This is a genomic window from Rubinisphaera margarita (genome assembly GCF_022267515.1).
In the GTDB taxonomy this organism is placed as follows: domain Bacteria; phylum Planctomycetota; class Planctomycetia; order Planctomycetales; family Planctomycetaceae; genus Rubinisphaera; species Rubinisphaera margarita.
Genome location: NZ_JAKFGB010000022.1, coordinates 18585 through 44047 on the forward strand (window position 1 = coordinate 18585; position 25463 = coordinate 44047).

Here is a 25463-nt window from a genome sequence, read left to right on the forward strand (position 1 = left end):
TTCATGCCTGTTCCTGCAGTCGCATGGGTACTCCGCCGATGACGACCCGGCTCCAGGCGCTGAAGTGGACTCGTGGTCCGGCCCGCATGATCTGACCGCGAGACGTCGGCCCCGCTGAAGCCCATCGCTTACCGCAGCAATCGCACCCGTTCCGGTTCTGGAACGCGAACGCGTGTCTGCATGGGACCGATCTTGATCGTCTGCCGCCGCGAGGGAAGATGCAGTACGACTGGGCGTCCGATGACGAGCGGCATCGTCACCGATCCGGCAGGCCAGTGTCGGCTATCGATCGAAACCTGGGTATTGTCGCCCAGCACAAACAGCTCACCCGGTCCCAGCTGACGAGGTTTCAACGTTTCGTTCAGATGAGCGGGCATCGAGCCGGGCACGTAATGGATATCGCGGTATACCTGCAGACGATCCACCTTGATTGGACCGGACTGCCCGCTGAACTCGATCGGAACGAGAACGGTTCGACGAACGGCCGTTGACTCGACGCGATAAGCATACGGCTCGAAGAGGCTTTCCCCGTTGACCGCTACGAGAACCTGGCGATCCATCGTCGAGACTTCAATCTGAGCCGGTTCCTCGAAGCGAATCTCCGGCAACATGCCTTCGCGAAGGACCTTGTCCTGTCCGGCGAGCATGAGGCGAACGGTGCCGGCTGCGAAGTCAAAAACGCATTCGAACTCATACCAGCCGTCATCCATTCGAACCGTGAACTGGCTCTGTGCCAATTCCGGATAGACATCGGCCTCCAGCATGACATCGGGGACATCGTTCGCGGGACTGTCTGATTCCGGATTATAAGCCGCGAGGTCTCGAACCGGACGGACGTGAGACGTTTCAAACAATTGCTTCAGAGCCTGCTGGAACCTTGGATCTGCACTGAGCTCGCAAAGTTTGCGCACCACCTCAGCCGCGAGTGCGCCGCGACACGACATTGTCTTCCGCACGCTGTCGTACTTCAGAACCGCATCCGCGGAAGGGAGCGGCACGTCGTTGGGCCATTCTTCGAGCGGAACCTGAAACCGCTGACTGCCGCCGACGCGGACCCAGTTGCGGAACTGAACCCGGTCGACCGGTTCGGCACCGGATCCGTCGAAGCGGAATCCGTCGTCGGTCCGCTCCCACGAGCTGCTCTCGGAGTTCGAACGTATGGTCCAGGGATCGTTCCAGTCGTCATCCTGAAGTTGCGGGCGATAACTGCTGTCGGAAACCAGGATCCTCATCTGTCTCTGAGCCGCCAGCCCTTTTCGCTGTAGATTGCCGTCGATGTAGATATCTCCATCGCGGATTTCGACCCGCTCTCCCGGCAGGCCGATGATGCGTTTTGCATAGGTCTCTGTTGGTCGCTGCGGGTTGTGAAAGACGACCGCGTCCCATCGCCGCGGTGGACGCCATTCGAACGCCTGCTTGTCGACGAGGATCTGATCGCCTTCATTCACTGGCAGATCCGAAAGCAGTATGTGATCGTAGTGGCAATTCGGGCAGGCTACCCGAAGGTCGTCCCCGCTTTCCTGACCGGGTCCCTTCTCGGTCGCCGTATGAGCGAAAGGAAAGCGACAGTCGGGGCATTCGACCCGATAATGATAGCCACGCAATCCGGGTGCCATGGAGCCAGTCGAGATCATGAAGCCTTCGACAACGAAGGTGCGGAACACGGCGACGGCCAGTGCCAGAGCGGTTAAAGCTTCGATAAAGTACCGGCTGCTGCTTTTCCGACGGGTCTGCCGCTGTCGTGGCGGGATTGACGTCTGCAGTCGTCCCGGGGCACTGCGGGGAGACGGCGACCGCTCGCGACGGGACGATGACGACGTCGAGTCCGTACGCTCCTGCCAGTTAACGCGTGGCAGCTGAGTCGTCATATGCCATCCTGGCCAGTTCGCAGTAACGTGAAATCGAGTTGTGGTCCGCGTCCGTTCGTCGGATCCATCCGGCCCCGAATTCTACCGCGTCACTCCGCCAGAGTGAAGACGAATCGCACGGCTCACGCAGGACTTATTTTTCCCGGTAATCGGCCCCGGGCGAACGATGAGCCTGCGGGAACGTGTTCCATTCGACCACACCCTGCTGAATTGCTTCCTTCTGCCATTTTGCGGCCATCAACAGGACAAGAGCCGACTTCTCCCCGGCCAGATTGTGCAGTTCACTGCGATCATCCTTCAAATTGTACAACTCCCACTGTTCACCTCGATCGGCGACCAGCTTCCAGTTCCCTTCCCGAATTGCCTTGTGCCCCTGATGCTCCCAGAACAGGTAGTCCCGCTGCAGAGCCGGACGCTTTCCGGTGAGAACCGGCCCGAGATCTTTCCCCGGGAGCGGCTGCGTCGGCTTGCCCTCGAATTCTTTCGGATACTCGGCTCCGGCCGCAGCGCAGATTGTCGGAAGCAGGTCGATGACATGCCCCATGGTGTCCGTCTGTTCGCCCCGAGCCTTCAGTCCGTTCGGCCAGTGGACAACCAGTGGCGTGGCGATGCCCCCTTCCTGCGTCCACATCTTGTGCTCTCGAAACGGCGTGTTCGCGGCATTCGACCAGGCAACTTCGAGACAGCGGTACGATTCGGCGGACCCCGGGTACGAACCCGGCTCGTGTCCATCGCCACGAACGATGTATTCCGCACTCGAACCATTGTCGGACAGCACGAAAATCAGAGTGTCTTCGAACGCATTCATCGACTTGAGTTGCTCGACAATGCGGCCGACTCCGGCATCGAGCCGATAGATCATCGCGGCATAGGTCGCCATCCGGGCATCCCATTCTTCCTGCTCGGCGGACGTCAGTTCATCCCACGGCTTCGCGAACGGATCCCGTGGCGACAGTTCGCAGTCGAGCAGTCCCATTTCTTTCTGCCGCTGATGACGAGCTTCTCGAATCTTGTCCCATCCCTCACGATACCGCCCGAGAAATCGTTGGACATCTTCTTTCTGGGCGTGTAGCGGGAAATGAGGAGCTGTATGGGCCAGATACAGAAAGAATGGCTTCTCAGCGTGACTTTGCTCGTGTTCCTTGAGCCGGCGAATCGCCTGATCGGTGAAGGCTGTCGTCACGTAATAGTCGGGATCGGTGTCGCCGGGACGCTCAATCGCGGTCCTGTCATCAAACAAAAGCCTGGGATTATGAAAGTTGTCCTGCCGCAGCATGAAGTAGGAATGGTCGTAACCCCGTTCGAGCGGCCAGGTTTCATTGGACGTCCGACCGGGACGGTTCAAGTGCCACTTGCCGACGTGGTAGGTGCGATAGCCGACCGTCTTCAGCAGTTCGGGGATCATCCGGGCCGACTGCGGGATAATGCCGCTGTACGCCTCGGGAGCAGCAGGACCGAAATTCATCGCCATGTTGGCCTGATGCGGGTAATACCCGGTCATCAGAGCCGCCCGGGTCGGCCAGCAGCGAGCGGTGTTGTAGAACTGCGTGAACTTCAAGCCATTCGCCGCCAGAGCATCGATGTGGGGCGTTTCGATCTCGCCTCCGTAGCAGCCGAGATCGGAAAAGCCCATGTCATCGGCGAGCACCACAATCACGTTCGGCTGCTTCGCGGCGGCCGCTTCGGTTGCCATGCCCGCGATTGCTGCGATCATGAAAAGCAGCAGCGTGAACATTTCACGGACACGGATTGTCGTTACACTCATCCCTTTTCGATACGCCATCGGTCGAGCGACTCCTGCGTTAGATCTGTGTCGTAGTTGGACCATCAATGAATGTCCTCCGTCCCCTTCAGGGACCGCCTGAGTGCCACTCTCTACCAATGACAGAAGGCTCGAAGGGCGGATGAGCGGGCGATGAACCGGCGGCGTTCCATTCGAGTGGAATCAACGGCCTGTCGAGCATGGACCCCGCACTTCCCGCTCACCCTGACCTTCTCCCCCAGGGAACGAGGGAACTCCAGGAGCTGTCACACGAAGGACAAGTCGCGATCGACGACCCTGTCGGGTACGTCTCCGCGCAACAGACGTTTGAATCAGAATGAGCTTAAACCTTCGCCAGTACGAAACGCAACTTGACGAGACGATGTACATCGACCGGCATCGTCTACGGCAGCGACTGCGCAATCTCCGGCAGAAGTCTCGCGGCGGTAAAGACCTCGACAAGGAACTGGCCGGCGTCGTGAGTCAACTTGAGCGATCGAAGCAGCGGGCCGAACTGCGGAAGAAGGCTCAGCCTCAACCAAAGTTCTCCGGCGACCTGCCGATCGATTCCCGCATCGACGAGATCCGGCAGGCGATTGAGGAACATCAGGTCATCATTGTGTGCGGCGAGACCGGTTCCGGAAAATCGACTCAGCTGCCGAAGATCTGTCTGCAGATGGGACGCGGCATCTACGGGTTGATCGGCCACACGCAGCCCCGACGCCTGGCGGCTCGATCGGTCGCGACGCGCATCGCTGAAGAACTCGGCACTTCGGTGGGACAGCAGGTCGGCTTCAAGATCCGCTTCACCGACGCGACACAGCCCGACACCTTCGTCAAACTGATGACCGACGGAGTGATGCTGGCCGAAACGCAGAGCGACCGGTTTTTAAACCAGTACGACACGATCATCATCGATGAAGCGCACGAGCGGTCGTTGAATATTGATTTCCTGCTGGGGTACATCAAACGCATTCTGCCGAAGCGCCCCGAGCTGCGACTCATCATCACGTCGGCCACCATTGACGCCGCCCGCTTTAGTGAGCACTTCACGATCGATGACAAGCCCGCCCCCGTGATCAACGTCGAGGGTCGAACCTATCCGGTGGAGTTGCGATACCGACCGCCCGAGAAAGATGAAGACAACGAAGACGGCGACTGGCGGACAGCGCTCACGGCGGCGGTCGATGAACTGACTGGCGAAATTGCCGGTGACATTCTCACGTTCCTGCCAACCGAACGCGAGATCCGCGAAGCCGCCAAAGTGCTCCGTGGTCATCTCACCCGCCTGCGAGGCACAAGCGAACCCATGGAAGTGCTTCCGCTCTACGGGCGGCTTTCGGAGAAAGAACAGCAGAAGATCTTTCAGTCGCATAACCGCCAGCGGATCGTGCTCGCGACGAACGTCGCGGAATCGTCGCTCACGGTCCCCGGCATTGAAGCGGTGATCGATCTGGGCACGGCCCGTATCAGTCGCTACTCCGCCCGCTCGAAAATGCAGCGGCTGCCTATTGAAGCTGTCTCACAGGCGTCGGCCAATCAACGAAAGGGACGCTGCGGTCGAATCTCGCCCGGAATCTGTATTCGGCTCTATTCCGAGAAAGATTTCAATACTCGGGAAGACTTCACGCCTCCGGAAATCCAGCGCACCAATCTCGCTTCGGTCATTCTGCAGACGATCTCGCTGAAGTTGGGGCCGATTGAGGAGTTTCCGTTTCTCGACCCTCCTCGCGGCGGGATGATTCGTGACGGCTACAAAACACTGTTCGAGCTCGGAGCGATCGACGATCAACAGCAGTTGACAGACATCGGGCGGCAACTGTCTCGTCTGCCGGTTGACCCGCGCATTGGCCGGATGATTCTCGCCGGGCATGACGAAAACTGCCTCCACGAGATCCTCATCATTGCCAGTGTGCTTGAATTGCAGGATCCCCGAGACCGCCCGATCGAACACCAGCAGGCCGCCGATGCCGCCCATGCCCAGTTTCAACACGAGTCGTCCGACTTCCTCGCGTATCTGAAACTGTGGGATTTCTATCAGAAGATCAAACTTGATCTGTCGAACACGAAGTTTCGTCACGCCTGTCGTCAGAACTTCCTGAACGCGAACCGATTGCGGGAGTGGAGCGACATCCACCGGCAACTGCTGCAACTCGTGCGTGAAGCCGGACTGCCGGTCAAGAAACGGAACGTTGAAGCCAGCAATGAAGACGCAATTCACCGGGCCCTGCTCACGGGGCTGTTGTCGAACGTCGCCTTCTTCGATGACAAGAACGAGTACTCCGGCTCGGGCGGCACAAAACGATATCTCTGGCCCGGTTCGGGACTGTTCGCGAAGAAGCCGAAGTGGATCATGTCGGCGGAAGTCATCGAGACCTCACAGCGGTATGCCCGCACCGTGGCCCGCATCAATCCGGCATGGATCGAGCCGCTGGCGAAGCATCTCGTCTCGCTGACACACAGCGATCCACACTGGGAGAAGGATGCGGGAGCCGCGATGACCTGGGAGCGGGTTTCGCTGTACGGCATGACAATTATTCCCCGCCGACGGGTCCCGCTCGGTCGCATTGATCCGGTGCAGGCGCGGGAGTTGATGCTCCGCGACGGCCTGGCACTGGGCGAGTTCAACACGCACGGCGAGTTTCTCGAACACAATCTCAAGGTCATTGAAGACGCCCGGATGCAGCAGGCCAAAGTCCGGCGGCAGGATTTCGGCACGCTTGAGCAGATGGTCATCGACTTCTACGACGAGCGAATTCCGAACGACTGCTACGACGCGGCTCGCTTTGAAAAATGGCGGAAGGAGATCGAACAGAAAGAACCGCAGCGACTGTTCCTCGATCCCGACGACTTCAAACCGAAGGAAGAAGAGACACTCGATCGCCGCGCCTACCCCGATGCCCTCGTCTTTGAGAATCTTCGTCTGCCGCTCTCCTATCAGTTGCAGCCGGGTGAAGATGAGGACGGCGTCACGCTAACCGTTCCTGCCGATCAGTTGCCGCTACTGCATCCCTCCTTGCTCGACTGGCTCGTTCCGGGACTGGTTGCGGACAAGATCTCTGCACTGATCAAATCGCTTCCCAAAAACCTCCGCACAAAGCTCGTCCCGGCTCCAGACACAGCTCGGGATGTCGCCGCCACGCTCACCTACGGCCAGGGCGCATTTCTTCCGACGGTCGCCGAGAAGCTGACACGCATCGCGGGCGAGTCCGTCACGATCAATGATTTCGACCTGGCCGATCTGCCCGAACACTTGCGAATGAACCTGCGCGTCGTTGACGATCAAGGGGCGATCCTGGCGGGCGGTCGCGATTTGACTGAACTGCAGCGCCGTTTTGCTCCCAAAGCTCCCGCCAAAGCGGGGACGGCAACGCGGACGGTTCCTCAGGGCCCTGGTCTGGACGAACTGGCCCGGGAGGCGAAATGGCATCGCGATGGGCTGACGAAGTGGGAGTTCGAAGAATTCCCGGAACAGATCACGCTGTCGCGGGGCGATTACGTGGTGAAGGGCTTTCCGGCTCTGGTCGATACGGGCAGCTCCGTCAATCTGCGGGTCCGCGGAGATGCCGAGCAGGCAGCCGCTGAAACCCGTCAGGCGCTGATTCGATTGTTCCTGCTTGAATCACAGAGCAAGCTGAAGCATCAGCTCGATCACTTTCCGAAGATGGAACAACTCGAACTGTTCAGCACGGTGCACGCTCCCTTCAAGCAGATTCGAGGACAACTCCAGCTGTTGCTCGCCAGACGTTCATGCGCCGTTCAGCAGAAGATCCCCCGGACCGCAGCCGAGTATCAGCAGTATCTCACTGTGGCCCGCAATCGGATCTCCATCGCCGTGCAGGATGTGGCCGCCGTGATCAACCCGATCGTGGCCGCCTACCGCGCGGTGATCAAAGAGATCGAAGACCTGAACGCCCCCTCCTGGACGTATGCGAAGCAGGACCTGAAGCAGCAGTTCGAACTGCTTTTCCCGGCAAGCGTCCTGATCGTTCAGCCCTGGTCCGCCCTGGCACAATACGGGCGGTTCCTGGAAGGCATGAAAGTCCGCTGCGAGAAGCTCAAGAACGCGGGCCTCGATAAGGATCGCCGGAACCATGCCGAGATCGAACCGTATATGAAACGGCTGATCGAGGCGGTCACGTCCAAACGAGCCGGCGATCCCGAGGTAATCGATTACCGCTGGATGGTCGAAGAGTACCGCGTCTCTCTGTTCGCCCAGCAGCTCGGCACCTCCCAGCCAGTGTCGCCAAAGCGACTCGACCGTCAGTGGAAGAAGGCTTCTCGCTGAGGCCGCCCGGAGCCTCGCCGACACGGTCAGGAAGCGTCGTTCTTTTCATCCCGCGTGTAACTGGGGAAGGGAGCAATCATCGAAACCACGGCTCCGCCGATCGTCAGCGCGGTCCAGTCGTACAGACCGGTCACGAGTTGCCAGCTCCAGGGGGAGCGCCACCAGACGGCTTCCCCAGCCTGAACATAGAAAGCGCACAGAAAGCCGACAAAGATGAAGAAGCGGATTCGATAGAACAAAGTCGGCAGGGCTCCGAAGGTCAGCCCGAGCAGCATGCTCAAAAAGATGCACGTCAGCAGCATGTGGCAGAAACCGGCATACATCATCCCGAAATCCATTACCGGGGCACCGTCGTCGGAAGTCAGATAAACCATCGCCAGCGGGCCGGTGGTGTGCAGTTCTTCGAAACCCTCAACGGTCGGATCGTGGCCGGGAACCATGTAGACCCCCTCTTCAGGGAAATGTTCCGCGAGCGCTTCTCCGGCGGCCGCCGCATCGACGACCGGAAGCAGTCCCTGCTCCGGCATTCCACTGGCCATCCAGTAGAAGTAGCCCCACATATACATCGCGATCGATGCGACAACGACAGCCAGAGCCCATCTCATCGGTTGCATCCCACTAGTTGGAGTTGAACGGTCGAAAAATCGAGTCGCGGTTCATCCTATCGACTTTGCAAAGTCCACGAAACCATTGATCTTCGTTGATGGCTGGGGGCCGCAAGTGGGGATTCCGGGCTGATTTTGAACTTTTTTCTCGGATCGGCGAAATTTCAGGAACTAAACAGCCCCTGTTCGGTGTTAGATAGTGTGTCGAGAGGAATCAATCGCGCTGCCGACCACAACCTCCCTCCGGTCGTATGATTCCCTCGCTCCTGCCTCCACAAGCTGATGTAAGCCATACTGTACCGATCAGGCCGTTGTACCAGCTGCGTACATCCTTCCCCTGATGCCATCCAAGCGACTTTTTACTGTGCCGATTGCGCTGAAATTCCATTTCGCGCTCGCGTTCCGCACAGTTTCAGAACCCTGAAAGCGAATCGATGAAGGTTAACCGTTTGACCGATGATCATTCAGTCCAGGATTCGACATTCCTGGCTGTTGCCGTTCCCCGCAAGCGTCGCCGCAAATCGCCGCTGATGTTCCTGCTGGTCATTCTCGGCGTCTGTGTTTCGACCTATTACTCCATCCACGCCAAGAGCTTCCAGTGGGAGAACAAGGGCGTGGAACCTCGAACCTCGGTGGCGGAAGCCCCGCTGGGTGGAGTGTTCAATATCCAACTGTCGGCCCGCGAAGACAGCCTGCTCGCACGAGGAATCTCGGGCCGGTCGTTCGAGATCAACCTGACCAGCGGAGAGATTAATCAGCTTGGCCTCGACTCAGCTGACGCCCAGCTGATGATTCGGAATCATCGCGGTCCGATCGTCATCGCCAGCGGCAACACGGACAAGTATCAGGTCCGATTCAACCTCCGTTCCCGCACCCCTCAGGTTCTCGTTCCTCAGCTCACCGAAGTGACGGCCGCCTGCCTGATGAATAATGGCGAGTTTATTGCGATCGCCTGCCGTCGCGACCGGTCCGGAGTCGCGGATCATCAGGACGTCTTCACCGTCGATATCCTGAGCACCCTCTCCGGAGAGCTGGTGAAAACCGTCGAATGCCCTCAGATTATCTTCGATATCGCCTGTGATCCGGAAACCCAGACTCTGTACTCGGCCACGCAGTTCGGCCTGTACGCCATCGAAGCGGGTGCCGACACCGTGAAGCAGGTCGATTCACGATCCTTCCGCAGTGTTGAGATCGTCGCGGCATCTCGACTGCTGATCGCAGGTCACTTCAACGGCGAAACCTCCGCTATCTCGATGGACACCTTCGAAGATCTGTGGATCACCGCAGTCAGCAAGTACGGCGCGATCAAAGCTCTCGTCTGCGATCCGACCGGCACGATCATTGCCACCGGCGGCGAATCTTCGATCGTAACGCTGCTGGACGTCTCAACGGGACGAACGATCCTGGCTCTCGATCAACGAGGAAGCGCAGTAAACGACCTGACCTTCTCCAGTGATGGACGGCTGCTGTTCATCGCTCGGACAGACGCCACGGTCACGGCGACCGACGTCAACAGCGGAGCCACCATGCACTCGATCTCGCTGTAACCACGAAACACTCAGGGCTCGGGGGCAGAAAACTTCAATGAGTTCTCTGCCCTTTTTCTTTCGTCACGCCTGATTACTCGGAAGTCTGATCAGGCCGTACGAGACTCTCATCGAAATAGTTCGTGCCCATCCCCGCATCGATGACGAGCCCCTGCGAGTTGATCCCCGAAGACCGCGGGCTGAGCAGAAACGCGATCGCATCGGCGACCTCTTCAGTCTGCACGGCTGCTTTCCGCAACGTCGCCTTCTCGGCATGCAGGTAGCTGTCGACATACCCCGGAATCCCCGCAGAAGCGGACGTCTTCAGAAGCCCGGGGCACACGGCGTTGAACCGAACCCGCGAGAACTTCGAGAACGACTTCGCCAGAAAGCAGACGGTCGAATCGAGAGCCGCCTTCACTGGAGCCATGAAGCCATAGTTCTCGGCGGCCATCCGTGTCGTTGAGATCGAAACGGTGACGATGCTCGCCTCCTCGTCCCACATCGGTTTGAAGGCATTCGCCAGCGCGATGAGCGAGTAGCAGGAGATATCGACACTCTGCAGAAACGCGGCTCGCGGCGTCTCATGAAACGGCAGCCAGCCACTGGAGTAATCGGCAAAGGCGATCGAATGCACCAGGCCATGCAGGACGTCGTACTCGGCGGCTACTTCATCCCGCAGCCGGTCGATTTCTTCCTGCCGTTCGACATCGCAGATGTAGACCGGCTTGCCGGCCAGCAACTTCGCGAGCGATTCCTTCCGCTGTTCGGAACGGACCGAATAGATCACCGTCGCCCCGGCTTCTTCCAGCAGCTTCGCCGTATGCCACGCCACGCTCTTGCGATTCGCGACCCCGGTCACGAGAAAATTCTTGCCCGAAAGCTTCAGATAGTCCATCAGTTCGTTTCCACTTCTAACGTAAGGGTAGCCCCGGTTGATTCAACGGGGGTGGCGCAGCCACAGGAGGTCTCTCGTCGACCGATATTCATGAAAACGGATGGACAAGACCTCTTGCCGACTCCGTCGGCCCCGGTAGCGGAGCAACCGGGGCTACCCATCAGGTACGCCGAATCTACGCCCAGTCCACTTTCCGAATATCGAAGAACGCTCCCGACTCCACCTGATCCCGAGCCTTCTCAATAGCCGAAGCCATCCGCGGAGCCAACTCGGCTCCTGTCGGCATCTGCGGCGTGCCGCGACGTGACTTCAACGACTCGAGCGTCGGAAAGCGTTCATCTTCCGGCAGATTGCACAGGACATCCTGCATATGCGTGGCAATCAGTCCCGGAGCGATCGCACAAAAATGCGTGTCGCCGCCTTCACGACTGTAGAGCAGGGTGAGCATATTAACCGCTGCTTTCGAAATCGAATAAGCATTCCAGCCGCGACTGCCGTTGACCGCTGCTCCGGAAGAGATCACTGCCACCTGCTGCATTTGCGGGAATCGCGGCAGCAGCCAGTCGAGCACGATCTTGTTCGCCCAGACATTGATATCCATCACTCGCCGGCAGTCGTCCAGCGAAGTTTCCTGCATGTCGCCGAACGGGCTCAGAATCCCGGCGTTCAGAATTGCCAGATCGCAGTTTTCGACCCCATCGAACAGGTCTTCCAAGAGAGCCGGTACGCTCTCGAAATCACTGAGATCGCCCGCGATAAAGCGGAATTCCCCGGAACCGGCCTCGATTTCGGGCTGTCTGCGACTGCAGCCGAGGACTGTATGTCCCTGCGCCAGGTAGTATTCTGCCAGTCCGTGGCCGAGCCCGGAACTGACGCCGGTAATAAAGATGGTTTTCGACACTGTTGAAATCCTTATACTTCCTGCGTGGTCTTCGCCCGTACTATAGTTGAAGCCATTCCGAGTTCCCACCTGCCCAAGATCTCATGAGCGTTTCCGAACTTCCCACGCCTGAACTGATCGATGGCCGCTTCCATTACCCGAAGCCGGCTCCGATGCCGCCGATTGCGATCGGATCGATCCAGTTGCCGTCCCGGTACAGCCTTTCACCGCTGGCCAAATATACGAATCTGCCATTCCGTCGCGTTGTCCGCGAATGCGGCGGGCTCGGCATGGGGACGTGCGATCTGGTCAACTCGCGGGCTCTGCTCGCGGGAAGTTCGAAGTCGCTGGCACTGATTCGCACCTGTCCGGAAGACACGCCGTTCGCGGTGCAGATTTTCGGTAGCGAGCCCGCCTTCATGCGGGACGCGGCTCAATACATCGAGAACCTCGGGAACGTCGATTCGATCGACATCAACATGGGCTGCCCGGTCGATCACGTGACCAAAAACGGAGCAGGGGCGAGCATGATGTGCAGCCCCGACCAGACCATCGGCCTGGTCCAGACGGTGGTCGAAGCAACAAAGCTGCCGGTCACCGTCAAGATGCGACTCGGCTGGGATGAATCGAAGCTCACAGCACCGTTCTTTTCTCGCGAGTTCGAGAAGGTCGGCGTGAAAGCGGTCGCCATCCACGGCCGAACGCGTGCACAGGGCTTCGGGGGTTCCGTCGATCTGGGTGGCATCCGCCGCGTGGTCGAAGCGGTCGAATCGATCCCGGTCATCGGCAACGGCGATATCCGTTCGATCCCCGATGCCGCCCGGATGCTGGAACGAACGGGATGCACGGCCGTCAGCATCGGTCGCGGAGCACTGGCGAATCCGTGGATCTTCAAGCAGCTCGTCCAGTGGGAAACGACCGGCTCCTACGATCCGCCGGGCAACTTCCTGGAACGCCTCGAGCTCGTGATGAAGCAGTACCGCTACCTGGAGGAACTCGATGGCCCGGAAAGCGCATTGATCGCCTACCGCCGCACGGTTCACTGGTACTTGAAGGCCATGCGCGTGAAAGCGAAACGCCGCGAACTCGTGCAGAAGGCCTCCACGCGAGAGGAGTTCCTGGAAGCGATGCAGGAAATCGCAGATGCCGGCCCGATCGAAGGCTCCAAAACCGGCCTCCTCCCCGAACTCCAGGTCCCGGTTCCAGCAGGCCCCGTCGAACGCTGGTAGCAGTCGAACGCTCGTAGAACAAGGTTGACGCCATCAACCGGGTATACCTGGGGAAAGGGAAGCGCCTACTCGGCGACGTCCTCGACCGCTTCTACGTCTTCACTCCGCATCTCGAGTTCACGCATGGAGGGGTCTTTCCAGATCTCGCCGGTCTTCATGTTAATCCCGCTCCAGAACGTCGAATCACTGCAGAACGTATAGAGCATGTCCCCATTTCTATACTGGGCGAGGTTGTGAGACACACTCGGTTGTCCCTGCGCGTCTTCCGGCAGTTCCAGCCGTCGCCATTGCCCCTGTTTCCCACCGAAGGCATAGAGCGATTTCTGGGTGTGAATTACCGCGACACCCTGGCCGACGATATAGCTGCCCGGTGATTTGAGCGGCGAATCGAGCTTCACGCCTTTCCACTCTCCGCGTTCCACGCTGAGGGCCCCGGCTCGGTCCCCCGACTCGGCAATCACGATCATCATCCCCATTGTCGAGACCGGCATGCCCAGGCCAGCAGGCTGTTCAGCCGGGACGAAGTCGGTGAAGCCACCTCCGCCGAATTGTGCGAACAGAGAATTCGTGGAAAAGAGAATGGCTCCGCAAAGAGTGAGTACAGTCGATGTCATTCGCATGAGAGAACCTCCTGGAAATGCCCGCAGAATGGTCCCCAGTAACTTACATGCACAGACAGGCACTGTCAATACGTTACGATTCTTGCGTCGGCAGCTCTTCCGGGAAGAGTTTCTCCAGCGTGATGCGGGGCTTCTCAAGGTGAGCCTGATTCTGGCGAACCGTTTCCTGCACGAGCGGTTTCATCGGTCCGTCGAGGTGTTCGGTGATCCGCTGAGAGTTCTCCGAGAGGATCCGATCGGAAGTCGCGTAGTCCCGTTTGAGCGAGGCAATCACGGCTCGCCCTGCAAAGCCAACGGGGACGAGATTGAACTTGTCGGCTGCTCCCTGCTCGATGAAGTTTTCGAAGATCTTGCCGGCTTCGTCGTAGCGCCCCTGATTGAGATACAGAATCGCCAGCCGCACTTCGGCTCGCCAGCGTTCTTCCGACGTGCGATGAAATTCGCGGAGCGCCTTCCACGCATCTTCGCTGCTGCCGGCGAGCATGGCGTCGGCGAACTGTTCGCGGGGCGTGCTTCGCTGAGTCGCCTGCAACGGCGGATTCTGCGGCAGTCGCGGCCGGGCGAACCATCCGAGGCCACCGCCGACAATCAGGAACAGCAATCCCAGCAGAACGTAGCGTGTCCAGTTGAACGCGGAGGAATCTGAAGCCGCCTTCGTCCGTGGCTGGGTCACCACTTCACTCAGGCTGCCGGTCGAATCCTCGAACGCCGTGACGGCGATTTCGTCTTTCGAGCCCTGCAGCGTCCGCATGATCTGGCGGATTTCCAGCAGCACTTCGCCGGCGTCGGTGTACCGATCGGTCGTCTTCTTAGCGATCATCTTGTGGACCATATCGCAGACCCGCTTCGGCAGATCGGGCCGCCGCTTATGCAGGGGAGCGGGCTGGGCATTCACCTGCTTCATCGCGATGGCGATCGCTGTCTGTCCACGGAACGGCGGTCGTCCGGCAAGCATGTGGTAGCACGTGACGCCGAGCGAGTAGAGGTCGCTGCGATGATCGACTTTGTTGCCTTTCACCTGCTCCGGACTCATGTAGAGCGGCGTGCCCATCGTCACGCCTTCCTGAGTCAGGTGCATCCGTTCGCCGCCCAGAGTGAGTTGAGCCAGTCCGAAGTCGGCGACTTTCACCACACCTTTGCGGCTGATCAGAATGTTTTCCGGCTTGATATCGCGGTGAACGATACCGGCTTCTCCGGCCTTCTGCAGAGCCGAGGCGATCTGCCGGATGATGTGCAGCGCAACGGGCAGTTCGGGTGGCCCTTTGCGACGGATAAAATCGCGCAGGTTCATTCCCTGAACGTATTCCTGGGCGATGTAGTGGTAGCCGTCCGCCTCGCCAATCGTATAAACCTGCACGATGTTGACGTGATTCAGGTTCGCGGCGGCCATCGCTTCGGTCTTGAAGCGATCGAGATAGGTCTCATCCGAAACCAGATCCGACTTCATCACTTTCACCGCGACGTGCCGGTTCAGTGCGGTCTGTTCCGCCAGATAGACATTGGCCATGCCCCCCTTGCCGAGGCGACGGAGCAGACGAAACTCACCCAGAACCACTCCAGACAGATCCTGAGCGGGGCTCGAAGTCGAACTCGTGGAAGGCGAAACCTGGGTGGCAGATTCAAGGCCGGAGTCCTGAGACTCATCGTTCTGATCGTGATCCGTGGAACTCATTCTGTCGCGTGATTCCGGGTGTAGGCTGGACGAGTCGCGGGTCGTCTGGAAATTCGCACAGTCCTAAAGACTGTCCGCATAAACTAAGTCGCGAGAGACCGTGTCTCAATAACAATCTTACAGAAAACCGGTCCCGGAGACATGTCTGCCGTTAACCTTCGAGGATTTCTGGACGTAAACCCGTCAACTTCAACAGGATTAGATGTATTGATCTCATCTCGCCCGGCCCCGAAATCTCTCGCGAATATCTGCCCAGACAGATAGCATAAGCCTGTTTGGGTCGGCGGCACCGGCAGCGACTTCTTCAGAGTATTATCTACTACCCGAGAACAAAGGTGGCTGTTTCATGGAATTCGTTCACCCTCACGGACAGCAGGCGCGAACTAAAATCATCGCCACGGTGGGTCCCGCCATTGAGTCGCGTGAACGACTGCAGGAACTGGTTGCCGCCGGGGTCGACGTCTTCCGGCTCAATTTCGCCCACGGCAACTACGACTGGCTCGGGGAGATCGTTGAGAAAATCCGTGCGATCTCCGTCGAAATGCAACAGCCGATCGGCATCCTCGGGGATCTGGCCGGGCCGAAGATCCGTCTCGGAGAGCTCCCGGCCGACGGCGTCGACTGCCCCATGGGCCAGCGATTCGAGTTCGTGAAGGGCGATGTGGAGTTCGACGGCGTCAAACTGACATCCACGTATGAGCATCTGATCGACGATCTCAATGTCGACGACGTGATTCTCCTGGCGGATGGGACGGTCGGAATGCACGTGGTCGAGAAGCCCGACGACAGTCATATCGTCTGCCAGGTGGACCGGCCGGGAATGATCCGCTCGCGACAGGGAATCAATCTTCCCGGAGCCAAACTACGGACCCCCTGCCTGACGGAAAAGGACAAGGAAGATCTCGCCTGGGGACTGTCGCATCAGCTGACCTTCTTCGGGCTGAGTTTCGTTCGCGAAGCCAATGACCTGATTGAACTGCGCGAGCTCGTCAAATCTCACAACCCCGGTTACGAACCTCAGCTGATCGCCAAAATCGAAAAGGTCGAAGCGATTCGGGAACTCGAAGCGATCACCAAAGTCTGCGATGGCGTGATGGTGGCGCGCGGCGATCTGGGGGTCGAGTCCGACATCGCCTGGCTGCCGATTCTGCAGAAACAGATTATCCGCCACTGCAACGAACGTCGCATCCCGGTCATCACGGCCACGCAAATGCTCGACAGTATGGAAGAGCAACCTTTTCCGACGCGAGCGGAAGCCGCCGACGTGGCCAACGCGGTTCTTGATGGAACGGACGCCGTCATGCTTTCCGGCGAAACCGCGGTCGGAAAGTATCCCAAGCGAGCCGTCGCAATGATGGACAACATCGTCCGCTGCACCGAAGACGAAGTCCCGCTGCGGGGCGATGTCGACTGGAAAACGGAATCAAAGAATCGGGCCCTGGTCGTCACTGAAGCCGTCACGCTGGGCGCGTGCACGGTCGCCGAGCATCTGCATGCCGACCTGATGGTGCTCTGCACACGAACGGGGCGCACGGCGCTGGCCATCTCGCGGCAGCGGAGCAGCATTCCTCTGCTCGCGATCACGAACAGCAGAGTCACCGCAGCTAAAATGTGTCTGTACTGGGGCGTGATTCCGGTTCAGAACGATGTCGTCGAACAGGAAGCGAAAGCGATCCTCGATTTTGCCGTGCGTTGGGGACAGGAGCGAAACCTGCTCAAGTCCGGCAGCAGACTCGTCATGATTTCTGACACCGAATGGGGAGCAGAAGGTCACGACATGATGGTCGTTCATGTCGTCCGCTGATCCCCCCCGAGGGCAAGCGACATGCAGGAGAAGAAAACGCCCCACGAAAGTTACGAAGCGTTTGCCGACCGGCTGATTCGTGAAGCCGAAGCTCGCGGTGAGTTTGCGAACCTGCCCGGCCTCGGCAAACCGATCCCCGGTCTCAACAAGTCTCGCGACGAGAACTGGTGGATCAGAGACAAGCTGCGACGCGAGAACTTCAACCTGCTTCCCGAACGTCTGCAGGTGAAGCTCGAGATCGAGAAGCTGATGGAGTCGCTCGATTCGTTCTCGAGTGAAGCACAACTCCGCACGCGAATTCGCCAGCTGAACGAGAAAGTCCGCGCAGCCCATTTTTCAGCCGCCGATGGCCCGACCACCCTGCTCACGGAAGTGGACGAAGAGAACGTCGTCGCTCAGTGGCGAGCGGGTATCGTGACGTAGACAGGCAGGCCAGCTGAGTTGACTGCGAACATGAGGGGAGATCATCCAGCGACGATCTTACTCAGTTCGGAAGTATCGGCCTCCGAAGCACGCCACACGCAATTCCCCCTCCCTCTAACCCTCTCCCCCCGGGGCGAGGGAACTTGACAGCGTGCCTGTCTTGTTGGAAGGCGACTAACGTGTTGAACATTATTGGGTGGGAGGCAGCCGGGCGGGGTTGCCATCCTAACCTGAAACGTCAGTGAGGGAACTTCGACGCTGCTTCCTGACTAGAGCGGATCGCTCTACCGTATGTCCGCGAATGAGCGTTGAATCGCCTGAAACGCTGCTTCTTTCGCGGACCGAACGGTCACACCAAAAAGTAAACTGCTCTAACGCGACGGGATAAGAGTGGCTGATAATATCTCAGGCGCAGGAGTGGACCGCGCATAAAAAAAGAAGGTGAAGAAAGAGGGGACTTTCTTCACCTTCCAGATTCTCATTCGGCCTGAAGCCGTGTTGTTTTCAACAGTCTCACGACTGCGTCAAACTAGTTGCAGCAGTGCGGTGCACAGCAGCTGGGAGCACAGCAGCTCGGGCAGCAAGCGTCGTCGCAGCAGACGTCCGGGCAGCAGCAGCTCGGAGCACAGCAGCTAGGAACGCAGCACTTTTCCTGTGGGCAGCAGCAGCTCGGAGCACAGCAGCTCGGGCAGCAAGCGTCGTCACAGCAGGTGTCCGGGCAGCAGCAAGTCGGAGCGCAGCAGGTGTTGCAGCAGCTGTCATCGCAGCAGACGTCCGGGCAGCAGCAAGAAGGTGCACAGCAAGTCGGGCAGCAAGCATCGTCGCAGCAGACGTCTGGGCAGCAGCAAGAAGGAACGCAGCAATCATCGACGCAGTAATCTTCCGGGCAGCAGCAGGAAGGAGCACAGCAATCGACGTAGCTACGACACTTCTTCAGGAGACGACCCTTGAACAGGCCAGCTTCAGCGTCAGCGAAGCTCATACAACACAGCATCATGGCAGCAGCGAAACAGATAGTCTTTTTCATTTGAATTCTCCTCGAACTCTTTTCTGAGGACATCGTCGCGAATTGAGTATTGACTCCGGGGACACTCCCAAAAGGTTCAGTCAGATATCAATTCACTCGACACGGAAAGTAACGGGCAAACCTGTCAATGTATTTCGGCGATGCTTCACGCAGACACCGCTCGAAATTGTCCAAACTCTGAAGTGAACAGGATCGCAGGCTCAAGATACCGGTTGTTCCGGTTATGACGGTTGAACCGCATTCCGGCAGACCACCACACATGTCCAACCGCGTGTGCACACAGAAGGACTGCCGGAATTCAATTCGTTTCCGGGGAACAATGTTCGATATCGCAAGTCCGGTCATCATCATTGCTGTCAATCACTGAAGACATGCAGCAGGAAGAAGAACGCCTGCCTGATTCACCTGTTGCCTGAAACCGTTTGCGAAGGTGCCGATCTCGAAGAAGCCCGCAAGCGACAGAAAGATGGGCTATTACCGTCTCGTTAACCTGGTAAGACTGGTGATAGTTCTTCTGTCCGGTCACCTCTGCTGCCCGAAGGCCGCATTCCATTTCAGGTCCGAATCCCGGAAGGATCCGGCTCACTCGTCGGCAGACACCACAGTCAGGTTATTGCCGTCGACATAGAGAATTTCGGACGTCTCCGGCTGCCATTCCGTAACGAATTTTGACGCATCGTCTTGCTTATCCAGGTGATAACCTCGACGCGATTTACCCCATTTCACACCGAACGCAAAACCCCTGAAAATAAGGGCTTCCGGACAATTGCCGCATCGAATCGTCTTCGTTTTTCGCTCGAACCTTGAGGCGATTCCCGAGCGAAATCGAGAAGTGCGTCGAAAAAGAAAAAGCCGCACAGCTCAATGCTGTACGGCTTTCACCGGTTGATCGGATTATGACCTCACAGGCCGTCGATCAGATCTGATCCAGAGCCTGTTTCAGGTCGCCAATAATGTCGTCGATGTCTTCGATCCCGACGGAAAGTCGGACGAACTCGGGACGGACGCCGGTCGAAAGCTGCTCTTCGGTCGAAAGCTGCTGGTGCGTTGTGCTCGCCGGATGAATGATCAGCGACTTCGCATCGCCGATGTTGGCCAGGTGCGAGAACAGCTTCACGCTGTTGATCAGCTTGATCCCTTTCTCACGCTGCTGTTCCGGAGAGTCGCCGGCAATGCCGAAGCCGAAGACCGAGCTGCAACCGCGTGGCAGATACTTCTTGCCCAGCTCGTAGCTGGCGTGCGACTTCAGTCCGGTGTGATTCACCCACGAGACCTTGGGATGATCGTCGAGGAATTCGGCGACCTTCTGAGCATTCTCGCTATGCCGCGGCATCCGCAGGTGCAGCGTTTCGAGCCCCTGCAGGAACTGGAACGCATTGAACGGACTCATCGAAGCTCCGGTGTCGCGCAGAATTTGCGTGCGAGCTTTAATGATGTAGGCCATGTTCATCGGGCCGAAAGTTTCGAAGAACTTCATACCGTGATAGCTCGGCTCCGGCTCGGTCAGTTCGGGGAACTTTCCGTTATCCCAGGGGAAGTCTCCCTTCTCGATGAGAATTCCGCCGATCGTGGTGCCGTGACCGCCAATGAACTTCGTACAGGAATGCACGACGATATCGGCTCCCCACTTGAACGGCTGACACAGGTACGGCGACGCGGTCGTGTTATCGACGATCAGCGGAATGCCGGCATCGTGAGCAATCTTGGCGATCGCTTCGATATCCGGGACATCGGCGCGAGGATTCCCGACGGTTTCGACGAAAATAGCCCGGGTGTTGTCATCGATCGCCGCCTTGAAGCTCGACGGATCGGTCTGATCGACGAACTTGCAGTCGATGCCCAGCTTCGGCAGCGTGTAGTGGAACAGGTTGTAGGTTCCGCCGTACAAGCTCGACGACGACACAACGTTCTTCCCGGCTCCCATAATGTTCAGGATGGAGTAAGTCACAGCCGATGAACCGGAGGCCAGCGCCAGTGCCCCCGAACCGCCTTCCAGAGCAGCCAGACGCTTCTCCAGCACATCGCACGTCGGATTCATCAGCCGCGAGTAGATGTTGCCGAACTCCTGCAATCCGAACAGTCGAGCGGCGTGGTCGGTATCGTTGAAGACGTAAGACGTCGTCTGATAAATCGGCACGGCTCGGGAATTGGTCGTCGGATCAGGCACCTGCCCGGCGTGGAGGCAAAGCGTGTCGGGACCGTAATTCGGTTCTTCACTCATGGTGTCAGCTTTCGTTGGTGTTAGACAAGAAGTTTAGGTTCGACAACTCGGATAGCATTGAGTTGAAGAGATTTCTGCGACTAGGGACTTGTGAGAAACGCAATTCAACCAGTGAATGGGCAGGTTAGATGTTGGAAACAAGTCGCTGATTCTGAACCACAATCTTCGGGTTCAATTCCAGAAGTGTCCGCTCTAAGCGTCTAACCTGGTCCTCATTAGGGAGCCAGAACAGTTCCGACTCAAACTCACCAATTAGTTCCACTGAAATCGGCTCGCCGAAATGTACTTTCATGAGTTGGACACTCTCAATCGGAATCTTTGAGAACTCGCTCTGCGAAACCGTATATCGAAAATTGTGCTTCAGACACCCACCTTCGACCACAATGCGGTCAGATGAGAATTCTCGTTCTGCTCTAAGCCCACGAATCCAGCCGTGGTAGCACAGGCCAAACCAGATCGACAAAACAAGGAGTGATCCGACATCCGAAACCTGGTTTGCGGCCACGCAGGCAACTGCGATGACCATGAACGCTCCGTGAACATATGACGAAAAATGGTCGGGACCGTCCTGATCCCAGACTTCACATTCAAAATCGGGCTCCATGCGGTCTCCGGCTGTGAAGCTATTATTCGAGAAAGCAGGATCGCTGGGCCGAACTCCCATCGGATGCCGACGTTTTCAGTCGCGCCCCGGCCCTCGAAACGGCCGGGGCACTCCTTTTCCGATTCCTTCTTCAGCGAACTTAGCCCAGCTCGGCAATCGCCTTCTCGAGCATTTCCTTCGACTTGCGAATGCCGGCGTACTCGTCGAGTTCCTTCCCTTCGTACTCGATGCCGCAGTATCCGGAGTAGCCGGCCGCTTTAACGATCTTCATCATCCGCAGAATGTCGGTCTTCTTGTTGAAGCGGCTGTCGACGGTCATGAACGGCTGGTCGTCGACGAAGTCGTGCGTCTTCACGCTGACAGCCTTCGCGAACGGCATCAGTTCTTCGACGCCCTGATAACGGTCGTACCAGATATCCTTGTTGCGATCGATGGCGAAGTTGCCGAAGTCGGGCAGGGTGCCGCAGCGGGGGTTGTCGACCTTCTTCATCACGCTCGACAGCCAGGCTCCACTGGAGGAGAGTCCGCCGTGATTCTCCACGATCACATTCAGTCCCTGCGGAGCAGCGTATTCCGTGAGACGGCTCAGACCATCGGCGGCCCGATCGATCTGTTCTTCATAGGTGCCGCTGCTGGCCGCGTTCACGCGAACCGAATGACAGCCCAGGAACTTCGCAGCGTCGACCCACTTGTGATGGTTTTCAACCGCCTGAGTTCGCTTCTTCTCGTCGGCATCACCGAGGTTGCCCTCACGGTCGACCATGATGAGCAGGCTGGTCACACCTTCGCCCTCAGCTCGCGACTTGAGTTCTTTGAGGTACTTCTCGTCCGTCGCCTTGTCCATGTAGAACTGGTTGACGTACTCGATGCCGGTAATGCCGAATTCCTGTTTGGCCGTCTTGGCGAAATCGAGCGGATCGAGCTTGCCGTCGAAGAAGGCCTTGTGCAGCGACCACTGTGCCAGCGAAATCTTGAATTCCTGCGACTTGGCGGCTGCGAAAGCCGAGGGAATTCCCGGCAACAGCAGACCGGCTCCCACAGCAGAACAGGTTTGCAGAAACTGACGGCGTGAAACTGACATCAAACTCTCTCCAGAAGATAAAACGGCAACAACATTTCGTTGGGGAATCACAAGCCTCTGAGCATACGAAACGACCGCAGCCGGAACAATTCAACGCCCGCGTTCCCTTCACAAAGATGCCAATTCACGCCGCGAGTTCTGCCCGGAACTAACTGCTCGCACCTCCTGAACCAGCCGGGTCACTCGTAAACAACCGCTGATCGATGTACAACGAATGCTCTGGCGTTCGGCCACACTTCATTCCACCTGCCTGAGAGGAATGCCGCCTGATGAGACTCGCGTCTGCTTTCGCCCTGCTCCTTGGACTCTGCCAGTTTCTCCTCTTCACCCCCGACGCCGCGGCGGAACGCCCCAAACACGTTGTCCTCGTGATGGCCGACGACATGGGCTGGGGACAGACCGGATACTTCAATCATCCGATTCTCAAAACGCCCAATCTCGACGCGATGGCCGCCAATGGCCTGAGACTCGACCGCTTTTACGCCGGGGCTCCCGTCTGCTCTCCGACCAGAGCCACTGTGCTGACCGGGCGAACGAACATGCGAACCGGCGTCGAAAGCCACGGCTACGCTCTCCGGCAGCAGGAGCCGACCATTGCCGAGGCTCTGAATGGAGCCGGCTTCGCGACCGGTCATTTCGGGAAATGGCACCTCGATGGCTATCGCGGCCCGGGGGCTCCCATTCTGAAAGACGATCCTTACAGCCCCGGCCAATTCGGCTTCGATCACTGGCTGTCGGTCACCAACTTCTTCGATCGCGATCCGCTCATGAGCCGCATGGGCAAGTTTGAGGATCACATCGGCGACTCGTCCGAAGTCGTCGTCGACGAAGCCCTGAAATTCATCCGCAAACAGGTGAAGAGCGGGAAGCCGACTTTCACCGTGATCTGGTACGGCACCCCACACAGCCCGTTCAAGGCGTCCGAGAAAGACGGGGAGCCGTTTCAGGATCTCGATGAACAATCGCGGAATCATTACGGAGAGCTCGTCGCCATGGACCGCAGTATCGGCACGCTGCGCAGCGGTCTGAAAGATCTCGGCATCCAGGACGAGACGCTGTTCTGGTTCTGCAGCGACAACGGCGGACTTCCCAAGATCAAGCCCGAAACGGTTGGCGGTCTGCGGGGCTTCAAAGGCTCCCTCTACGAAGGTGGACTCCGCGTTCCCTGTGTCATCGAATGGCCTGCCGGGATTCCCGCCGGCCGCGTCAGCACGTTCCCGTCCTGCACGATGGACATTGCTCCGACGATCTCCGACCTGCTCAGTCTGCCGGACTCATGGCATCTGCAGCCGCTCGATGGCATCAGCCTGACGAAGCTCTTCACCGAAGACCATCAACAGCGCGACCAGCCGATCGGCTTCCAGTGCCTTGGCAACACCGCCCTGATCGACAACAACCAGAAGATCATGTACGTGAAGCCGAAGAAAGCAAAAGAGATTTCAATCGAACAGTACGACCTCGCCGCTGATCCGCATGAAGAGAAAGACATCTACGAAGACGGGAAGCCGAGTTCACAACAACTGAAGCAGAAACTCGACGACTGGGTTGCCTCCGTCGAACGAAGCATCGCCGGGAAAGACTATCCCGCCGGCAAGGTCGATCCCCCGACTCCCGAACCACGCACCTGGACCGAAACCGAGGAGTACGCCCCGTACCTCGACGACTGGAAGAACCGCTGGGAATACCGCTCCCGCCTGAACAAGTAGCGGCAAGAATGTCGGCCGAACGGATTTCGTGTCCCACTGTCTCTGTCAGTGCCACACGAAAGAGGCACTCCCTTTGTCTTTCGATTGACAGGGCACCAGAACGGAACTCATCAAGTTCCGGAAACTCCCCGGTTCCCGTTGAACCTTTCTCTCTCCGCTGACGGCTTCTCTTCTGGAATCCTTTTGAACTCCGGATTCCGGGAGACACTCGTTCGATGACGTGAACTGATGCCGACACAGACATGAACGAACACGACGAAGCCCTGACCGAAAAGCTCCGCGTCATGCAGGCGCAGGCTCGCGATGAGGTGGCTTTTCAGTGGCTGGTTCAACAGTACGAGCGACGACTGCTCTATTACCTGCACCGGTTTACGAAGCCAGCCGAAGCGGCCGATCTGCTGCAGGATGTCTGGCTGCGGGTTTACATGAAGCTGCCCGATCTCAGAGCTCCCGAGGCCTTTCGCGTCTGGCTCTATAAGATCGCACACGATGTCGCGGTCAATCAGATTCGCAAGAAGAGTCGTCGCGAAGCCGCAGCGTTTCAACGGGTCGATGAGACCACCGTTTCGGCTGAGCCGGTCGATGACGTTGAACTCCTTGAAAACATCGAACTGGTGCACCGGGCTCTTCAGGAGTTGTCCGTCCCCCATCGGGAAATCCTGACATTGCGGTTTCTCGAAGACCTGGAGCTCAACGAGATCGCCTCAGTCATTTCGTGTTCACTCGGCACCGTCAAATCCCGGCTGCATTATGCCCGGGCCGCGTTACTGAAAATCGTAAAGGAGCAGTGCGGTGAATGAGACGCACTCGCCAGCATTCAAGCGGGAACAACTTCTGGCACAGGACGCCACGACCTCGAACTTCAACTACGAGGAGTTTCGCATGCAACTGCAGAACAGAATCAGCCATCTGGAAAAACGGGCCCGGCAGCTTCAAAAGGCCATGTGGATCTCCGCGGGCGTTCTCATCCTGTGTTTCCCCGCAGTCCTTATTATCGAAGCGTTCCGCCTCACCGAGTACCCGTGGGTGCTCCCGCTGTGGAGCGGCATTGGCATGTTCTCGATGTTCCTGGCCGCAGTCTTCAGCGGCGTCTACAGCGCTCGATACCGACCGCTCCTCAAACGGGCCCAGTACGACCTGCAGCTCTCGATGATCACCGAACTCCAGACCCAGGTCGCCGAGATCAATCGGAAGCTGGCCGAACGATAATAAACTTAAGCCGGATGACCAGTTGCTACACCGCGAGGCT

18 protein-coding genes are annotated in these 25463 nt (G+C 58.2%); 8 read left to right on the forward strand and 10 right to left on the reverse strand.

Going from position 1 to position 25463, the window contains the following annotated elements; all coding sequences use genetic code 11:
* Window positions 1-128: 128 nt before the first annotated feature.
* The gene (gene lepB / locus L1A08_RS21375; RefSeq protein WP_238758624.1) at window positions 129-1868 is read right to left on the reverse strand and encodes a signal peptidase I; all 1740 of its coding nucleotides are present in this window, start codon (window positions 1866-1868) and stop codon (window positions 129-131) included.
* Window positions 1869-2001: 133 nt separating this feature from the next.
* On the reverse strand, window positions 2002-3633 hold the full coding sequence (locus tag L1A08_RS21380) for an arylsulfatase (protein ID WP_238758625.1): 1632 nt from the start codon (window positions 3631-3633) through the stop codon (window positions 2002-2004).
* Window positions 3634-3967: 334 nt separating this feature from the next.
* Between L1A08_RS21380 and hrpA the strand changes: the two genes are divergently transcribed.
* Entirely contained in the window at window positions 3968-7918 is a 3951-nt protein-coding gene (gene hrpA, locus L1A08_RS21385) for an ATP-dependent RNA helicase HrpA (protein WP_238758626.1), read from the forward strand.
* A gap of 26 nt (window positions 7919-7944) precedes the next feature.
* Here hrpA and L1A08_RS21390 read toward each other — a convergent pair whose 3' ends face one another.
* Complete coding sequence (locus L1A08_RS21390; RefSeq protein WP_238758627.1) at window positions 7945-8523, reverse strand: hypothetical protein; 579 nt, start codon at window positions 8521-8523, stop codon at window positions 7945-7947.
* A gap of 434 nt (window positions 8524-8957) precedes the next feature.
* On the opposite strand from L1A08_RS21390, the gene L1A08_RS21395 reads away from it, so the two are divergent.
* Window positions 8958-10070 (forward strand): WD40 repeat domain-containing protein, encoded by a 1113-nt coding sequence (locus L1A08_RS21395; protein WP_238758628.1) that lies wholly within the window; start codon window positions 8958-8960, stop codon window positions 10068-10070.
* A gap of 73 nt (window positions 10071-10143) precedes the next feature.
* On the opposite strand, the gene L1A08_RS21400 is transcribed toward L1A08_RS21395, so the two are convergent.
* Both L1A08_RS21400 and L1A08_RS21405 read right to left on the reverse strand, forming a co-directional pair.
* On the reverse strand, window positions 10144-10947 hold the full coding sequence (locus tag L1A08_RS21400; protein WP_238758629.1) for an enoyl-ACP reductase FabI: 804 nt from the start codon (window positions 10945-10947) through the stop codon (window positions 10144-10146).
* A 175-nt stretch (window positions 10948-11122) separates the two neighbouring features.
* Entirely contained in the window at window positions 11123-11848 is a 726-nt protein-coding gene (locus tag L1A08_RS21405; RefSeq protein WP_238758630.1) for an SDR family NAD(P)-dependent oxidoreductase, read from the reverse strand.
* An 83-nt stretch (window positions 11849-11931) separates the two neighbouring features.
* On the opposite strand from L1A08_RS21405, the gene dusB reads away from it, so the two are divergent.
* On the forward strand, window positions 11932-13056 hold the full coding sequence (dusB, locus tag L1A08_RS21410; RefSeq protein ID WP_238758631.1) for a tRNA dihydrouridine synthase DusB: 1125 nt from the start codon (window positions 11932-11934) through the stop codon (window positions 13054-13056).
* A gap of 65 nt (window positions 13057-13121) precedes the next feature.
* On the opposite strand, the gene L1A08_RS21415 is transcribed toward dusB, so the two are convergent.
* Together L1A08_RS21415 and L1A08_RS21420 are read right to left on the reverse strand one after the other, a co-directional pair.
* Complete coding sequence (locus L1A08_RS21415) at window positions 13122-13676, reverse strand: hypothetical protein (RefSeq protein WP_238758632.1); 555 nt, start codon at window positions 13674-13676, stop codon at window positions 13122-13124.
* Between the two features lie 73 nt (window positions 13677-13749).
* Window positions 13750-15348, reverse strand: coding sequence for a serine/threonine protein kinase (locus L1A08_RS21420; protein WP_238758633.1), 1599 nt, complete (start codon window positions 15346-15348; stop codon window positions 13750-13752).
* A 346-nt stretch (window positions 15349-15694) separates the two neighbouring features.
* Here L1A08_RS21420 and pyk point away from each other — a divergent pair, with 346 nt between their 5' ends.
* Together pyk and L1A08_RS21430 are read left to right on the forward strand one after the other, a co-directional pair.
* Window positions 15695-17152, forward strand: a complete 1458-nt coding sequence (pyk, locus tag L1A08_RS21425; RefSeq protein ID WP_238758634.1) for a pyruvate kinase — start codon at window positions 15695-15697, stop codon at window positions 17150-17152.
* 21 nt (window positions 17153-17173) lie between these two features.
* The gene (locus tag L1A08_RS21430) at window positions 17174-17575 is read left to right on the forward strand and encodes a DnaJ family domain-containing protein (RefSeq protein WP_238758635.1); all 402 of its coding nucleotides are present in this window, start codon (window positions 17174-17176) and stop codon (window positions 17573-17575) included.
* Between the two features lie 1943 nt (window positions 17576-19518).
* On the opposite strand, the gene L1A08_RS21435 is transcribed toward L1A08_RS21430, so the two are convergent.
* From L1A08_RS21435 to L1A08_RS21445, 3 genes are all read right to left on the reverse strand, one after another.
* Window positions 19519-20823 (reverse strand): O-acetylhomoserine aminocarboxypropyltransferase/cysteine synthase family protein, encoded by a 1305-nt coding sequence (locus L1A08_RS21435; RefSeq protein WP_238758636.1) that lies wholly within the window; start codon window positions 20821-20823, stop codon window positions 19519-19521.
* 124 nt (window positions 20824-20947) lie between these two features.
* Complete coding sequence (locus L1A08_RS21440) at window positions 20948-21427, reverse strand: hypothetical protein (protein ID WP_238758637.1); 480 nt, start codon at window positions 21425-21427, stop codon at window positions 20948-20950.
* Window positions 21428-21566: 139 nt separating this feature from the next.
* Window positions 21567-22508 (reverse strand): TIM barrel protein, encoded by a 942-nt coding sequence (locus L1A08_RS21445; RefSeq protein WP_238758638.1) that lies wholly within the window; start codon window positions 22506-22508, stop codon window positions 21567-21569.
* Window positions 22509-22777: 269 nt separating this feature from the next.
* On the opposite strand from L1A08_RS21445, the gene L1A08_RS21450 reads away from it, so the two are divergent.
* From L1A08_RS21450 to L1A08_RS21460, 3 genes are all read left to right on the forward strand, one after another.
* On the forward strand, window positions 22778-24214 hold the full coding sequence (locus L1A08_RS21450) for a sulfatase-like hydrolase/transferase (RefSeq protein WP_238758639.1): 1437 nt from the start codon (window positions 22778-22780) through the stop codon (window positions 24212-24214).
* Window positions 24215-24456: 242 nt separating this feature from the next.
* On the forward strand, window positions 24457-25014 hold the full coding sequence (locus L1A08_RS21455; protein WP_238758640.1) for an RNA polymerase sigma factor: 558 nt from the start codon (window positions 24457-24459) through the stop codon (window positions 25012-25014).
* On the forward strand, window positions 25007-25423 hold the full coding sequence (locus tag L1A08_RS21460; RefSeq protein ID WP_238758641.1) for a hypothetical protein: 417 nt from the start codon (window positions 25007-25009) through the stop codon (window positions 25421-25423). The genes L1A08_RS21455 and L1A08_RS21460 overlap by 8 nt, the downstream gene beginning before the upstream one ends.
* Window positions 25424-25463 lie beyond the last annotated feature (40 nt).